This window comes from Treponema bryantii, assembly GCF_036492245.1.
Lineage (GTDB): Bacteria > Spirochaetota > Spirochaetia > Treponematales > Treponemataceae > Treponema_D > Treponema_D bryantii_C.
Window position 1 is genome coordinate 361,646 of sequence record NZ_AP025286.1, and the last position, 14,631, is coordinate 376,276.

Genomic DNA, 14,631 nt, shown 5'->3' on the forward strand with positions numbered 1-14,631 from the left:
CAGAAATATTTTAGGTTTCAACTGTAATTGTTTCTTTTTTATTATGATATTCTCAACCATTTGAACATCATTTTAAATAATGTTATTATTGACTTACTTGGCTGATTATGAATAAAAAACGTGGCATTTCAATATTGTTTAAGGCAATTTCAAGTAATTTTTTCAAAATCGTAGTCTACTATCCGAAAATGGTGTATATGGCGTTTCATCCGAGTAAATATACGGAAGATGAAATGTATGCCTATTGTTTAAAGATGATCACGTTTGCCATTGAAGAGTCCAGACTTAAGGTTGTGCCATACGGGCTTGAAAATATTCCGGAAAAAGACGGTTTTTATATCTGTTCAAATCATCAGGAAAAATTTGATCCACTTGCAATCTGGTATACATTTCCAAGGAAGGTCGGGGTTATTCTGGATGATAGCGTTACTCACCGGCCTTTTATTCGTGAGGTTTGCAGGCTTATAAAATCGCAGAGACTTTTAAAACGAAATACTCATTCTGTTGTAAAGGCTTACAGCGAAATTACAAAGGACCTGAAAGCGGGCTTAAACTACATGGTTTTTCCTGAGGGCGGCTATGAGAAACAGGATGGAAAGCTTGGCGAATTTATGGCAGGCAGTTTTAAAAGTCCTCAGAGAGCTCACTGTCCAATCCTTCCTGTTGCTATTGTTGATTCTTTCAAGATTTTTGATAAAGGCTTTAAAACAACTAATCCTATTCAGGTTCACTATCTTAAAACAATTGCCCCGGAAGAATATGACGGAATGTCTACTACTGAAATTGCTGAGCTTGTAAAAAAACGTATTCAGGAACATCTTAATATCTATCAAAAATAATTTTTCTCTTTCCTCAATTATGATGTATAATTTTTATTGAGGTATTTCTGATGAAAAAAAAGTTTCGCATTTCTGTACTTGGCCTTGAACTGATTTTTGGCGCGGTAATTTTTGGTGCCTTTATGTGTCTCGTAAACAGTTACAATGGTTACAGGGAATTTAAGCGGGAACTGGAAATTATCTACGGAACTGTAACAGAACAATTTGCTCAGACAGCTGCAACTTACATAGATGGCAGCAAACTTGAATATTGGCTTAATGACGGTCCAGATGCTGAATGGGAAGAGACTAATCAGCGTCTGATTGATATTACAGAAGCCTCAGAACTTGTATATGTTTATGTTACGACTGTTGCTCCAGATTTTAAATCACGGACTTATGTTTTTGATACTGTAAACAGCAAGGAATTGAACAGTAAAATAATTGAACTCGGTTATGTTCAGTCTCTTGAAAAGAAAGACGAGTTTTATATAAGCAAGTTGCGAAGTGTAATTGAACAGGGTAATAATTACAGCATGTTCTCTTACAAAAAAGGAGGCGGCCATGTTACTAGTGCTGTTCCTCTTTTTGATTCTGCAGGAAAACCGTGTGCGATTGTCAGTGTCGTAAAGCCGATGCATGAAATCAAAGCGTACAAAAAGCGTTTTCTTCAATCTATCATAATCTGGGCGCTGGTTCTTACTGCTCTCTTTATTGCTCTTTATGCACTTTTCCTTTATCTGGGAATTATCCGTCCAATTCTTTTTGTAACATACGAAACCAGTCATTTAGCAGAACATCACGGTGAATTAACGGGACTTCTGGAAAAAATCCACGGTCATAATGAAATCAGTATTCTTGCAAAATCTGTAAAAAAGATGAGTAAGGATTTGAATCAGTTTATTGAAGACCTTACTGTTGCAACTGCAGAAAAGGAACGCCTTGGAGCTGAACTGAATGTTGCTAAGCAGATTCAGGCCGAAATGCTTCCTCGTGTGTTCCCGCCTTATGATAATCACAAAGAACTTGAGCTTTTTGCTTCTATGGAGCCTGCTAAGGAAGTTGGCGGTGATTTTTATGATTTCTATATGATTGATGATGACCATTTTGCGGTTGTTGTTGGTGATGTTAGTGGTAAAGGTGTTCCTGCGGCTCTGTTTATGGTTATTACAAAAACGCTTCTGAAGGATACTGCGGCGCACGAGTTTAATCCTGCCAAAATCTTTGAACATGTGAATACAATTTTATGTGAAGGAAATGAGAGCGGATTGTTTGTTACCTGCTGGATGGGTATTCTGACTCTTTCAACTGGTGAACTCAAGTTCGCAAATGCAGGCCATAATGCACCTCTAATCATGCAGAATGGAGAAATAAAATATCTTACAACTAAACCTAATTTAATGCTTGCCGGGATGGATGGTATTTCTTATACAACGCACTCTACAACTCTTGCAAAAGGTGACCGGCTCTTTATTTACACTGACGGTGTTACCGAGGCAACTAATGCAGAAAATGAGCTTTATGGAGAAAACCGTCTGCTTGAAGTTATGAAATCTGCTGGAAATAAAACTCCTCGAGAGGTGCTTGAATTTGTTCGCAGTGATATTGATGCTTTTGTAAAAACTGCACCTCAATTTGATGATATTACAATGCTTGGACTTTTATTTCAGGGGGTGGAATGAAGCAAATTACAATAAAAGCCGCAGATGAGAGTATGCAGGCTGTAAATGATTTTATTCATTCTCAAATTCCTTCTGATTGTGATGAAATGATTCTGAATCAAATTGATTTAGCGGTGGAAGAGATTTTTGTAAATATTGCACATTATTCAGGGGCTGAAGAAGCTGAAATCTGTTGTGATTTTGCCGTAAATGAGGCTGGAACTGGCATTCTTAAAGTTGTTTTTTGTGATGGTGGAAAGCCGTTTAATCCGCTTGCCCGGCCAGACCCGGATCTGACATTAAGTGCAGATGAAAGGGAAATTGGCGGGCTTGGTATTTTCCTTACAAAGAAATTTATGGATTCGGTTGAATACGAATTTATTGACGGGAAAAATAAATTAACAATAAAAAAATGTATTATTCGACAGTAAGAATACTGTCCATTCCAGTTGCTTCGAGTACCTGTTTTGTGAATGCAGAAGGTGAACGGATAATCATCTTTCCGCCAGTTGGAAGCATAAGTTTGTGTGCCAGAAGAACAACACGAAGTCCTGCACTGGAAATATACTGAATATTCTGAAGATTCAGATACAAGGTCTGAGTATCTTTATCAATCTGTTTAAGCTTTGCTTCAAGCTCTGGGGCTGTACCTGTATCAAGGCGACCGCTGATTACGAGTTCGAGAGAATTTGATGATTTATTTTCTGTAATTGTCATATTGCTATTTTCTCACCATTTTATTTATTTTGCAAGTTACATTGTATCGCCGAGGGCACTGCAGCAAACGCGGAATCCAAGGCTGCTGCTCTTTCCGTTTGGTGCACTTCCACTACGATAGAAAACTGTACACTGCTGAGGGTCATCAAGCCAGCTTCCTCCTCGTTTTACATGCATATCACCTGTACTTGGACCATGTGGATTAGTTTGTGCGCCTGTAGGCAGATTTGGTACATAATAATCCCAGCACCATTCAGAAACGTTTCCGCACATATCATAGAGTTTTAATCCGTTAGGATCTTTTGTAGCAACATCGTGACTTGTAATTCCACTGTTTTCACCGTACCAGGCAACCTGATTTATATTTGTGCTTCCTGCATAAGGACTTGGGGTAGAGGTTTTTCCATCTCTGGCAGCATATTCCCATTCAGCTTCGGTTGGAAGTCGGTATCCGTTTGCTGTAAAGTTACAGTTGATTCGTTTCCATACCGGGCTTGTTGCTTCAAAAGCGCTTAAATCAGTTGTTGTTCCAATACTGTAGCATGGCATAAGACCATTAAGTTTGCTGAGCATATTACAATAGATGATTGCTTCACACCAGTTTACGCTTTCAACCGGATGATTTTCACCCTGAAGTTTTGAAGGGTTCTTACCCATTACATTAGCATACTGCTGCTGAGTTACTGGTACTTCACTTAAATAATAACTTACAAGAGTAACGAGGCTGTTGTGAGAACCTCCTCCCATTACAAACTGGCCTCCAGGAATCAAAATCATCTTTGGATTTTTTCCTAAAGTTACACGTGGCTTTTCTGAGGTTTGTGCTGCTCCATCACCTTCTTTTACAACTTTTACAGGAACGCCACAGCGCGAACAGAATTTGTCCATTGTGCTGAGGGTGTTTCCGCATTCTTCACAGGAGCGTAAAACCTTTACATCGCTTGTAGGATATCCACAATTAAAACAAAAATGAGCTTCATCTGGAAGCATAGTGCCACATTTAATACATTTCATAGATAATATTATAAACCATATCCTGAAATTTAGGAAATAATTCCTTTATAAACGTTTTAGATTGGGCTCTGGAATAGTATAAACGTTCTTTTTTAATAGAGAATTCTTCTTGTTTTTCAGCCCGTTCTTAAAATATCTTATAATCATATTATTTTATAAGAGGTTGATATGAAGGTTCTTTTGGTAAATGGAAGTCCACGTCCGGACAGCAATACTTTGCTTGGATTGCATGAGATGGAAAAGATTTTTGCGGCTCAGGGAATTGAAACTGAGATTTTTAATATTGGAAATAAAGATATCCGCGGTTGTATCGCCTGCGGAAGATGTGGAGAGCTTGGACATTGTGTTTTTGATGATGCCGTTAATGAGTTTGCCAAAAAACTTGAAGCTGCTGACGGAATGGTAGTAGGAACTCCTGTTTATTATGCTGCTCCAAATGCTACTGTACAGGCTTTTTTACAGCGTCTTTTCTATAGCAGCCATTTTGATAAGACAATGAAAGTTGGAGCCGGATTTATCTGTGCACGACGTGGTGGTACTACTGCTGCCTTTGATGTTTTGAATAAGTTCTTTACAATAAGCGGAATGCCTATCGCTACAAGTCAGTACTGGAACAATATTCACGGAGGAGCCGCTGGTGAAGCTGCTGAAGATGCAGAAGGTATGCAGACTCTCCGTGTTCTTGCCCGTAATATGAGCTTCCTTATGAAGTCCATAGCTCTCGGAAAAGAGCAGTTTGGCCTCCCTAAAAAAGAAACTCATCTATGGACAAACTTTATTTAATCATCAACCTTCGCTGACAGTGGTTTTCTCTTTTATATATAAATATGATTATTTATGATGTTGATAAGCTGATTGCGAATTATATATAATTCTTTTAATTAAAAAAAAGAGGTAATTATGAAGAAAATTGGACTGATTGGTGGAACCGGACCTGAATCTACACTTGTATATTATAAGGAACTCAATACAAGAATTAATAATAAGCTGGGTGGAATTGGTTTTCCTGAAATAGCAATTGAAAGTTTGAATTTGCATAAGGCATTGGATCTTGTTGCAAAAAAAGAATATGACGAACTGACAGATTACATTGGTAAGCAAATCCAGAATCTTGAAAATGGCGGTGCAGATATAATTGCGCTAACTGCAGCAACAATGCATGTTGTTTTTGATAAATTAAAAACAACTGTTCATAAACCGTTTATTAGTATTCCGGTTACAGCTGCAGAATATGCTGTAAAGAAAGGTTTTAAAAAGGTAGGGCTTTTTGGAACCATTTTTACCATGGAACAGGATTACCTTTCCAGAGCGTTTGTTGCAAATGGAATTGAGGTATGTACACCTAGCAAAGAAGACAGACTTATTGTTCATGATCATATTGCGAATGAACTTGAATATGGAATTGTCAAAGAAGAATCTCTCAAAGAACTTATTTCGATTATTCAAAAAATGAAAGAAGAGCAGGGAATTGAAGCTCTTATATTGGGATGTACAGAATTACCTTTGGCATTGAATGATAATAATTGCCCGGTTCCTTGTCTTGATATTATGGAAATTCACATTCAGAAACTTGTTGAATTGATTTAGCAATAAAGAAAATGCTTATATATAAAGTTGAGTCAGTAGATTATCTGGATGACAGAGAGCAGTTTTTGTTTTATTACGAAAAATGTTCTCCATTTCGGAAAAATAAAATTGATAGACTGGTATCTCTTAAAGATAAAAAATTATCATTAGGTGTCGATGTTTTATTAAAAAGATTGTTAATCGAAAATGGTATATACAGTCAAAATGAAATTCCTCCTGTAAAAATATCCGAAAGAGGAAAGCCGCTTTTTGATAAAACAGAGAACCTGTTTTTCAGTTTGTCTCATTCTGAAAATATGGTAATGTGTGCAATTAGTGATTCTTTAATTGGTTGTGATATTGAGAAAATTACCTTTTCGAGAGAGGAATGTTTATCAATTTCCAAACAATTTTTTAATGAACATGAATATAATTGTATTAATACTCTAAAAGATGAAGCTTCACAAATTGCATTTTATAAGATATGGACGTTAAAAGAGGCATATGCTAAATGTTATGATTTATCTTTAAGTTCCATTCTTATAAAAGATATTACAACTGAAGATAATATAATGAAAACAGAAATAGAGAATAATTTTGTTTATTCAATTGTAAATAAGGAGGATTGAACTTATACAAGTTCAATATCTCCATAATGATATTCTTAAACTAAACTAACTTCTTTATCCGATGTCTTTGTCTCAATATGTCTGTGAGTGTAAATATAATTCACAACTGCCATGGAGATGATAATTATATAGCCTGCAAGACTCATCCAGTCTGGTATCTGACCGAAGAACACCAGACCAAACAGGGTAGAAAATAAAACCTGTGAATAATCATAAATTGAGATTTTGCTGGCAGGTGCGTGATAGTATGCTGCAGTTACCGAGAACTGTCCGCCGGCAGCGCAGCCACCTGCACAGCAGAGTAATAGAGTCTGCTTTAGGGTCATAGGATTAAAACTTGTAATTAAATACGGTACTGATAGCAGCATTGAAAAAGCAGAGAAAAACAGAATGATGATTTTGCCATTGCAGTTTAAGTAACTCAACTTTCGGATACTCGCATACGCAAGACCGGCTCCAACGCCACCCATAAATGCTGCAAGTGTTGGAATCATTTGCGTAAAATTAAAGGATGGTTTTACAATAAGAATTGATCCTGAAAAAGCAATGATGATACAAATCAGCGGAACAGTTTTAATCTTTTCCTTTAATATTATAAAGCAGAAAAGAATTGTGAAGAACGGAGCCATTTTATTGAGAATGGCCGCATCTGCTAAAAGAATGTGGTCTATAGCGTAGAAGTTTCCGAATACACCAACAGAGCCTGCAATGGCGCGTAGAAAAAGATAAAGCATTGCACCCTTAGGAATCTGAATGGCTGCCCTCCCGTTATGACGTGCATCGCGAATAGTTCCGCCAAGGGCAATAAAAAAGGCAACTGCGTTTCTGAAAAAGGCTTTCTGTATAAAATGTATGTCACCGGCAAGCTTTACGAAAACTGCCATCAGTGCAAAGAAAAATGCAGAGCAGATTATGAAAAAAATACCCTTAGAGGTGTTTGACTCGGGCTTCATTTCTTTAATTATACTACATTTTTTTTTGATTGAAAACCTTGGTTTTTTGTAGATTTTACAACGGATTTATGGGGTATAAATTCAGATAATTATACAATTTTGAGATTTATAACATAGTTATAATAAAATTGCCATGAAAACAAATATGATTAACATGACGGAAGGAAGTCCTGTCCGCCTGCTGCTTACTTTTTCTGTTCCAATGCTTATTGGAAACATTTTTCAGCAGCTTTATAATCTTGCAGATTCAGTAATTGTAGGCCAGCTTATTGGAGCTCAGGCGCTCGCTGCAATTGGTGCCACAGGTTCCGTTACCTTTTTCTTTTTTGCGCTCTGTAACGGAATTGGAACCGGCGGTGGAATTATTACCTCACACTTTTTTGGCGAAGGAAATGATGGAAAGGTAAAAGTTTGTATTGTAAATACCGCTTTTATCATGGTAGTTGTTCCTTTAGTGATTGGTGCCTTAGCGTTTTTTACAACAAAGCCTCTGTTGGTTTTTCTGAAAACTCCGGAATCAATTCTTGATGAGGCTGCAGCTTATATGAAAATTATGTGTTGTGCCCTTCCTCTGATTTCCATTTATAACTTTGTTTCTTCTATGCTTCGAGCTCTTGGAGATTCAAAAACTCCGCTCTACTTTCTGATTTTCTCATGCATCCTCAACGTAATTCTCGACATTATTTTTGTTTACTTTTTGCATCAGGGAGTAGTGGGAGCTGGAATTGCAACTCTGATAGCAAATTTTGTCTGTGGACTTTTGTGCCTTGCATTTGCTTTCAAAACAAATCCGTACTTTAAACTTCATAAAAAAGATGTTCGCCTGGATGCAAATATTTTGTTGAAGTGTACAAGACTCGGTGTTCCAATTTCACTTCAGTTCTCTCTGATTGCAATTTCCTGCATGGCACTTCAGCGTGTTGTAAATAACTTTGGTTCGGTTGCAGTTGCAGCGTTTACCGCAACCAGCCGAATTGAGCAGTTAATTCATCAGCCGTATCAGACACTTGGTGCAGCTCTTTCAACTTTCAGTGGACAGAACTTTGGCGCTAAGAAGAAAGATCGTCTCATTCTTGGTTACAGAAAGAGCATGCTGATGATGACAATCTTTACACTTGTGATGATTCCAATCATTCAGATTTTTGGAAATGGAATTACAAGAGTTTTTGTAAAGGATGCAGAAGTAATTTCTATGGGTGCGCAGGCGCTTAGAATTTCCAGCTGGTTCTACATTTTCCTTGGACTGATTTATATGGTGCGCGGTGTTCTTAACGGAGTAGGTGATGCAACCTTCTCTCTGATTAACGGAATTACAGAGGTAATTGGACGATTTACAGTACCAATTGCTCTGACATCTATTGCGGCTATCGGCGTATGGGGAATCTGGTGGTCTGTGGGAATTGTGTGGTTCCTGAGTGGATTCACAGCTTATCTCAGATATTTGTGGGTAAAAAATAAAAAGATATAGAAGAACTCGTCATGCTGAAACAAGTTCAGCATGATGTGGAGGTAATATGATTAAGGCTTTCAATCTTGGTGATGTAATTCTTAAGGATGTTTTTTTTACTGAAGTTACACAGAAGGATGTTGATTTTCTGAACACTTTTGATGCATACAGACTTCTTTATAATTTCAGAGTAACTGCCGGCCTGCCTAATAAGGCAAGTGGACCTTACAGTGGGTGGGAAAATACAAGAATCGGCGGACATACACTGGGACATTATCTGACTGCCGCTGCCCAGGCTTGTGCAGGTGGTTACGGAGATTGTTCAGGAACTGACGGAATAACTCTTAAGGGCCGTTTAAAACTCATAATCGAAGGACTTGCAGAATGTCAGAATGCGACAGGTACAGGTTTTGTTTTTGGTGCCACTATGGCAGATCCTTCTAAGCCTGAACTTCAGTTTGATAAGATGGAAGCTGCTGATTATAACGATACCTGGGTGCCTTGGTACACAATGCACAAAATTGTGAATGGTCTTGTAGAGACTGCAAAGCTTGCAGATAGTGACACAGCCCAACGTTCACTTGAAGTGGCAGAAAAACTTGGTGAATGGATTTATAACCGTACCAGCCGTTGGACAGCTGAACAGAGAGACCATGTACTTGCCGTTGAATATGGCGCAATGAACGACTGCCTTTATGAGCTTTATAAAGTTGCAAAGGCCGCTGGTTATGAGAACGCAGTGCATTTTAAGAATGCGGCTCATGCTTTTGATGAAGAAAAACTTTTTGAAGATGTTCTGGCAGCCAGTCGCGAAGGTGGCAAGCCTGATGTTCTGAATAACAGGCACGCAAACTGTACAATCCCGAAATTTGTTGGCGCAATAAACCGCTGTGTAACTCTGCTTGAAGAAGGTGACGATACAGCCGAACAGCAGAAATATCTTGAGTACTGTAAGGCCTTCTGGAAAATCGTAACGGAGCGTCATACTTACATCACAGGTGGAAACAGTGAGTGTGAGCATTTTGGCCGCGATAATATTCTTGATGCAGAACGAAGTAACTGTAACTGCGAAACCTGTAATACTCATAATATGCTCAAATTAACCCGCACACTTTTCATGCTGACAGGCGAGAAAAAATATGCAGATTATTATGAGAACACTTTTGTAAATGCAATTCTTGCTTCTGTAAATCGTGAAACTGGAATGACAACTTATTTCCAGCCGATGGCTACAGGTTGTTTTAAGACTTATTGCAATATTGATGTAAATAAAAACTACTTCTGGTGCTGTACCGGAACCGGTCTTGAGAATTTCACAAAGCTTGGAGACAGTCTGTATTTTTATGATGAAGACACGCTTTATGTGAATCAGTTTGTAAGTTCGGAAGTAAGATGGCACTCTAAGAACGTAGTGATTTGTCAGAGTTCGGATCTGCCGGAAAGTGGAAAAATTGAATTAACTGTGAAGGCGGGTGAGTCTGATTTTACAATCGCTATTCGTATTCCAGACTGGGTTGCAGGCATTCCTTGTTTTATGATTAACGGAGTTTCTGCAAGTGCAACAAAAGATATCGATTATTTTTATATTAAACGAAGCTGGAAGAATGGAGATAAGATAACGGTTGATTTCCCTATGGAGATTCGTGCGTATAATCTTCCGGACAACAGCCGCTGCTTTGCGTTTAAGTATGGACCGGTGGTTTTGGCTGCGGAACTCGGCCGCGACAGTAAAATGTCTTTGCGACAGGTCGGGGTGCAGTGCGATGTTTGTGCAAATAAGATTGTCCGCGGACTCGAGATGCCGCTTAATGGAAACTACGGTGGAACCAGCGGACTTAAACCGCTTGCTACAGAGACACTGCTGGTGGAAGAACCTGTAGATGAGTTTATGAAGAATATCAATAAGCATTTTGAAAAACAGGAAGGTTTGAGATTTATTCTCAGAAATGCAGACTGGTATGGAACTCTTTGTTTTACTCCGTATTATAGAATCAATAATCAGCGATATGGTATTTACTGGCTGTTCACTGATTCTCAAGAAGAAATCAGAATGCTTGAGACTATGGCACAGAGTTCTGCAGACAGCACCGCAAATTATATTGAAGGAATCGGTGTGGGCTATGGTGCTCAGACAGAAGGAAATGAAACAACCTGGCCATATATGCAGGAAACTGGAACTGGTTCAGTTGCTGATCCTCACGAGCTTACCCGTTATGCAAAGGCAGGCGGAAGTTTCTCGTATATGTTTAAGGTTCTTCCAGATGAAGATAAAAAGATTTATCTGGATTGTACTTTCCTGAAAACAGATGAAGGTAAGCAGATAATTATAAAATCCGGTGACACACTGATTGCAGATTATACACTAAGTTGTGATGGTGATGATGAGAAGTTTGTAAAAAGCTTTGAATTACTACAGTCTCTGACAAAAGGTCAGAAAGAACTGAGAATAGAGTTCAGCGGAAAAGATGGTAATGAGTCGGCACGATTAGTAGCCCCGGTAAGTACAAGCTGGAAATAAAACGGGCGCTATTCTCCGTTAGCAATCATTGCTTCTACCTCTTCTCTGTGAAGAGGTACATTATCTGTATAAGCCTTTTTGTTTTTTTCGATTTCCTCATATGGCCACACGCATCCTTTGTTCATACCAGGACACTCGGCGGCACATTCGTTCCAGGTCTTTTCATCAGCAATCATCCATGACCAGAATGGATAAGTTGAACACTGAACAGGTCTAGCCTCATAAGCAGAACAGCCGTTTTCCCAGAGAATACAGTCGTAATTCTTTTTTTCAAGAAGAGCCAGTACCTGAGTTCCATAATAATAATCTGCCCAGCGGCAGTATTTTGCAACAAACTCAGATACTTTCATGTTAAAGTGAGAACAGAGAGTCATTAAATCTCGTTTAGAAAGATATACAAAGCCAGGAGAATGACCGCAGCAATAAGAGCAGCGCTGGCATTCAAAGTGGAGTCCATTTTTATAAAAGCAGTTTTCAGAGTTTTCGTTTTCCATCAGATTGACGTATTTATATCACAAACTGACAGGTTTGAGAACCCTAAGACATGGATCAGTAAGTTCCATAATGATTGGAAAATGTGCAGGAGTCAGAAGAACAGTTTCTCCATCACACTGCAGCAAAATAGACTTATCATAAGAAAGCCGGATTTTTTCTACACTATGAAGAGTAGCAAGTTTAGTTCCCTTAAAAGAACCATCAACAAAGCGATGATTATCCTTTATTAAAGTCCATAGTGAGATTTTTGGAGTAATGCACAGATTGTTTGAATCAGGAAGAATCTTGTGACCGCCTCCATAAACTCTGTACCCCGAAGCGCCAAAGGCAAGCAGAGTAATAGGTAAATTCAGTTCTCCAGACTTGTTTTCTCTATTTTCAAAAAGTTCAATGGTTACAGTTCCTGAAGGAAAAACTTTATCGTAAGTAAAGCCGCTCAATGGAACACATAGATGATAAAAATTTCCAGGAAGTTTTTTCTTTATAGTATTAGTCATATGCACTACATAGGCATCAAGTCCAATGCTGGCTATATTGAAGGCATACCACGGAGCACAGAACTTTACATCACCATATTTTGCCGGATTTTTCCCATAGGATTTTATAGCAGCTTCATCAGGTTCATTCTCAGGGTAAATACGAACAGCCCTGTCATTAGCAAAAACAAGGCCACCCTTCAGCAGTTCAATTGTTTCTTCGATTTTGTGGCCATCAGTTCCATCATTACCGGTTCCAAGTGGAAGACGCAGAATCGTAATATGATTCATAATTGCATTATTATGCTTAGGACCCTGCATAGCTTCCTTAAAAAGTGCAGTCTGAACTTCAAGAGAAGTGCCATCTCCGCCTGCAGTAACAATCATGCTTTCTGAATCAGGTTCATCAGTTGCAATCAGCTGGGCAACAACTGATTGAGTTAAATCCTTTGCGTGTCCTGCATATTCAGTAGAAAAAATCTTATAGGAAACAGAAGTGGCACATTCCGGCTGGTCTTTAATAGCATCATAAACATCAGAAAAGAATCTTTTAAGATGTTCTGATTTCTGGGGATTTGTAAAACAGCCTGCAGTCTTATTGGCAATAAAATAAAGATATACTCTCTTTTTACTCCAGAGTTTATTTCGGGCAACCAGAGCGCTTATGCATTCTGCAATATCCTGTGGAGTCAATTTTAAGTCCATAGTTAACTATAAGTCTGCTTCTCTATTTTAGTCAAATAAAAACGTTTTAGTTATCGGTTTTTATGAATGCAGAATCATTTTTTTTTGCATTATATGGTATTTAGGGTATATAATATTAAAAAGTATATATGGATGATTTAGAAGAACGCTTGGAAATCGACAGGGATAAAATAAGAGTCTCCGTCGGTTTGCAGTTACCAATAGAGATGACCTCATATACGTTGCCGAGAAATACCGAAGTGTATATTCGTAGCGTTATGGAAATGTTTCTTGAAGAGTGTCATCAGGATCATCTGAAGGAATATCTTAATTTCTGTTTAAGCGAACTTCTTACGAATGCCAAAAAAGCCAATACAAAGCGAGTTTACTTCAAAGAAAAAGGGCTGGATATAAATAATCGGGATGATTACGAAAAGGGTATGGAAACCTTTAAGATGGATACCCTTACGAATATAGATCATTATCTTGAACTTCAGAAAAAAGCTGGCCTTTATATAAAACTTTCCTTAAAAATCCTTGCCGACAAAATCTACATAGAAATCAGAAACAATTCAACACTTACAATATTTGAAAAAGAACGTATCCAGCAGAAACTGGATAGCGTTCAGCAGTATAAAGAAATGGACGAGGTTTTCACAAATGTACTCGATCAGTCAGAAGGTGCCGGACTTGGTATCATTATCATCATTCTTATGCTGCAGAAGGTAGGTCTCTCAAAGGACAATTATCAGGTTCTTTCAGAAGGTGATGAAACTGTTACAAGAATTATACTTCCTTGTAATTCAACAGTTTTCTGTGGTGTTGAAATGCTTTCTTATGAGTTTGTAAATCTAGAAGATTCAATACCAATTCTGAAATCTCATTTTGATGAAGTAAGTAAGATTGTCAATGTTGAAGGAACAGTGGATCGTAAGGCTCTTTATGATGTAGTCAGAAAAGATTTATCTCTTTCAATTTTGCCATTCAGATATGTGCTTCAGCAGGATAAACAATGCTTCAATCTTCAGAAGGCAATAGCTATGCTTTCTGATTATGATTTGAAATTTATTTATAGCGAAAGCAATCCTCATAACCGTCTGGTTGAGAACTCTGAATATTTTGAACAGATTTTGCTTCATTCAAGAAAGGTTGCTTACTATGCATATAATCTTTATAAGAACTGTACTTTTAAAGATACTTTCCCACAGGATGAAGAATATATGTACCTGCTTGGTCTTTTAAATAGTATGGGTGCGGTTCTTCTTGCAGGGGCAAGTAAAAATCAGCTTGAATATATCACTGAGTTAAGTAAACAGTATCCTGAATATGGAGATAATATTCTGGACATGTTCATGCATAGAAATGCGGCAACTTATCTGAGTCTTGTAGCTTCTAAACGATATGGCTTTGATTCGGGAGTTTGTTTTGACCTTGTCGGCTGGAATGGACTTTCTATGGTGTCTGATAAAGATAAGAACAGAGTTGCTATTCTTCATGTTGCCGAAACAATTGATTTTTATTCCCGTGGAATGGTTGATTTTTATCAGATTGATAGATATGCCCTTAAACTTTTCAATATTATTGATGAGCGTCAGTTTAATAAGCTTGTAAGCGATTTAGAAGCAGGTTATAAGAAAGAGTACGGCGAATAAA

The 14,631-nt window shown here is 38.0% G+C and carries 14 protein-coding genes; 9 read left to right on the forward strand and 5 right to left on the reverse strand.

What is annotated here, in order from left to right:
* The first annotated feature begins 107 nt into the window (after positions 1-107).
* Genes AABJ44_RS01900 through AABJ44_RS01910 form a run of 3 tightly spaced genes read left to right on the forward strand, consistent with a single transcriptional unit; the run spans position 108 to position 2,910 of the window.
* Positions 108-839 (forward strand): lysophospholipid acyltransferase family protein, encoded by a 732-nt coding sequence (locus tag AABJ44_RS01900; RefSeq protein WP_338370241.1) that lies wholly within the window; start codon positions 108-110, stop codon positions 837-839.
* A gap of 50 nt (positions 840-889) precedes the next feature.
* Positions 890-2,500 (forward strand): SpoIIE family protein phosphatase, encoded by a 1,611-nt coding sequence (locus AABJ44_RS01905; RefSeq protein WP_338370242.1) that lies wholly within the window; start codon positions 890-892, stop codon positions 2,498-2,500.
* A complete protein-coding gene (locus AABJ44_RS01910; RefSeq protein ID WP_338370243.1) occupies positions 2,497-2,910 on the forward strand; it encodes an ATP-binding protein in 414 nt (137 codons plus the stop codon). The genes AABJ44_RS01905 and AABJ44_RS01910 overlap by 4 nt, the downstream gene beginning before the upstream one ends.
* Here the strand turns inward: AABJ44_RS01910 and AABJ44_RS01915 are convergent.
* Together AABJ44_RS01915 and AABJ44_RS01920 are read right to left on the reverse strand one after the other, a co-directional pair.
* A complete protein-coding gene (locus AABJ44_RS01915; RefSeq protein ID WP_074641393.1) occupies positions 2,897-3,196 on the reverse strand; it encodes an STAS domain-containing protein in 300 nt (99 codons plus the stop codon). The two genes, AABJ44_RS01910 and AABJ44_RS01915, sit on opposite strands and share 14 nt — an antisense overlap.
* Before the next feature lie 36 nt (positions 3,197-3,232).
* Complete coding sequence (locus tag AABJ44_RS01920; RefSeq protein WP_074641392.1) at positions 3,233-4,210, reverse strand: SUMF1/EgtB/PvdO family nonheme iron enzyme; 978 nt, start codon at positions 4,208-4,210, stop codon at positions 3,233-3,235.
* Positions 4,211-4,378: 168 nt separating this feature from the next.
* Here AABJ44_RS01920 and AABJ44_RS01925 point away from each other — a divergent pair, with 168 nt between their 5' ends.
* From AABJ44_RS01925 to AABJ44_RS01935, 3 genes are all read left to right on the forward strand, one after another.
* Positions 4,379-4,993, forward strand: a complete 615-nt coding sequence (locus AABJ44_RS01925; RefSeq protein WP_338370244.1) for a flavodoxin family protein — start codon at positions 4,379-4,381, stop codon at positions 4,991-4,993.
* A gap of 117 nt (positions 4,994-5,110) precedes the next feature.
* Positions 5,111-5,797: an aspartate/glutamate racemase family protein gene (locus tag AABJ44_RS01930; protein ID WP_338370245.1), complete on the forward strand. Its 687-nt coding sequence runs from the start codon at positions 5,111-5,113 to the stop codon at positions 5,795-5,797.
* A gap of 65 nt (positions 5,798-5,862) precedes the next feature.
* Complete coding sequence (locus tag AABJ44_RS01935) at positions 5,863-6,405, forward strand: 4'-phosphopantetheinyl transferase family protein (RefSeq protein WP_338370246.1); 543 nt, start codon at positions 5,863-5,865, stop codon at positions 6,403-6,405.
* Between the two features lie 35 nt (positions 6,406-6,440).
* Here AABJ44_RS01935 and AABJ44_RS01940 read toward each other — a convergent pair whose 3' ends face one another.
* Entirely contained in the window at positions 6,441-7,358 is a 918-nt protein-coding gene (locus tag AABJ44_RS01940) for a DMT family transporter (RefSeq protein WP_338370247.1), read from the reverse strand.
* Between the two features lie 133 nt (positions 7,359-7,491).
* On the opposite strand from AABJ44_RS01940, the gene AABJ44_RS01945 reads away from it, so the two are divergent.
* Both AABJ44_RS01945 and AABJ44_RS01950 read left to right on the forward strand, forming a co-directional pair.
* A complete protein-coding gene (locus AABJ44_RS01945) occupies positions 7,492-8,826 on the forward strand; it encodes an MATE family efflux transporter (protein ID WP_338370248.1) in 1,335 nt (444 codons plus the stop codon).
* A gap of 46 nt (positions 8,827-8,872) precedes the next feature.
* Positions 8,873-11,323, forward strand: a complete 2,451-nt coding sequence (locus tag AABJ44_RS01950; protein ID WP_338370249.1) for a glycoside hydrolase family 127 protein — start codon at positions 8,873-8,875, stop codon at positions 11,321-11,323.
* Between the two features lie 8 nt (positions 11,324-11,331).
* Here the strand turns inward: AABJ44_RS01950 and AABJ44_RS01955 are convergent, their stop codons facing one another.
* Entirely contained in the window at positions 11,332-11,817 is a 486-nt protein-coding gene (locus tag AABJ44_RS01955) for a YkgJ family cysteine cluster protein (protein ID WP_338370250.1), read from the reverse strand.
* A gap of 18 nt (positions 11,818-11,835) precedes the next feature.
* The gene (locus AABJ44_RS01960; RefSeq protein ID WP_338370251.1) at positions 11,836-12,999 is read right to left on the reverse strand and encodes a diacylglycerol/lipid kinase family protein; all 1,164 of its coding nucleotides are present in this window, start codon (positions 12,997-12,999) and stop codon (positions 11,836-11,838) included.
* A 257-nt stretch (positions 13,000-13,256) separates the two neighbouring features.
* Here AABJ44_RS01960 and AABJ44_RS01965 point away from each other — a divergent pair, with 257 nt between their 5' ends.
* A complete protein-coding gene (locus tag AABJ44_RS01965; RefSeq protein ID WP_338370252.1) occupies positions 13,257-14,630 on the forward strand; it encodes a hypothetical protein in 1,374 nt (457 codons plus the stop codon).
* Position 14,631 lies beyond the last annotated feature (1 nt).

Coding starts and splice junctions, on each gene's coding strand:
- AABJ44_RS01900 (WP_338370241.1), top strand. CDS start 108: ATGAATAAAAAACGTGGCATTTCAATATTGTTTAAGGCAATTTCAAGT.
- AABJ44_RS01905 (WP_338370242.1), top strand. CDS start 890: ATGAAAAAAAAGTTTCGCATTTCTGTACTTGGCCTTGAACTGATTTTT.
- AABJ44_RS01910 (WP_338370243.1), top strand. CDS start 2,497: ATGAAGCAAATTACAATAAAAGCCGCAGATGAGAGTATGCAGGCTGTA.
- AABJ44_RS01915 (WP_074641393.1), bottom strand. CDS start 3,196: ATGACAATTACAGAAAATAAATCATCAAATTCTCTCGAACTCGTAATC.
- AABJ44_RS01920 (WP_074641392.1), bottom strand. CDS start 4,210: ATGAAATGTATTAAATGTGGCACTATGCTTCCAGATGAAGCTCATTTT.
- AABJ44_RS01925 (WP_338370244.1), top strand. CDS start 4,379: ATGAAGGTTCTTTTGGTAAATGGAAGTCCACGTCCGGACAGCAATACT.
- AABJ44_RS01930 (WP_338370245.1), top strand. CDS start 5,111: ATGAAGAAAATTGGACTGATTGGTGGAACCGGACCTGAATCTACACTT.
- AABJ44_RS01940 (WP_338370247.1), bottom strand. CDS start 7,358: ATGAAGCCCGAGTCAAACACCTCTAAGGGTATTTTTTTCATAATCTGC.
- AABJ44_RS01945 (WP_338370248.1), top strand. CDS start 7,492: ATGAAAACAAATATGATTAACATGACGGAAGGAAGTCCTGTCCGCCTG.
- AABJ44_RS01950 (WP_338370249.1), top strand. CDS start 8,873: ATGATTAAGGCTTTCAATCTTGGTGATGTAATTCTTAAGGATGTTTTT.
- AABJ44_RS01955 (WP_338370250.1), bottom strand. CDS start 11,817: ATGGAAAACGAAAACTCTGAAAACTGCTTTTATAAAAATGGACTCCAC.
- AABJ44_RS01960 (WP_338370251.1), bottom strand. CDS start 12,999: ATGGACTTAAAATTGACTCCACAGGATATTGCAGAATGCATAAGCGCT.
- AABJ44_RS01965 (WP_338370252.1), top strand. CDS start 13,257: ATGGAAATGTTTCTTGAAGAGTGTCATCAGGATCATCTGAAGGAATAT.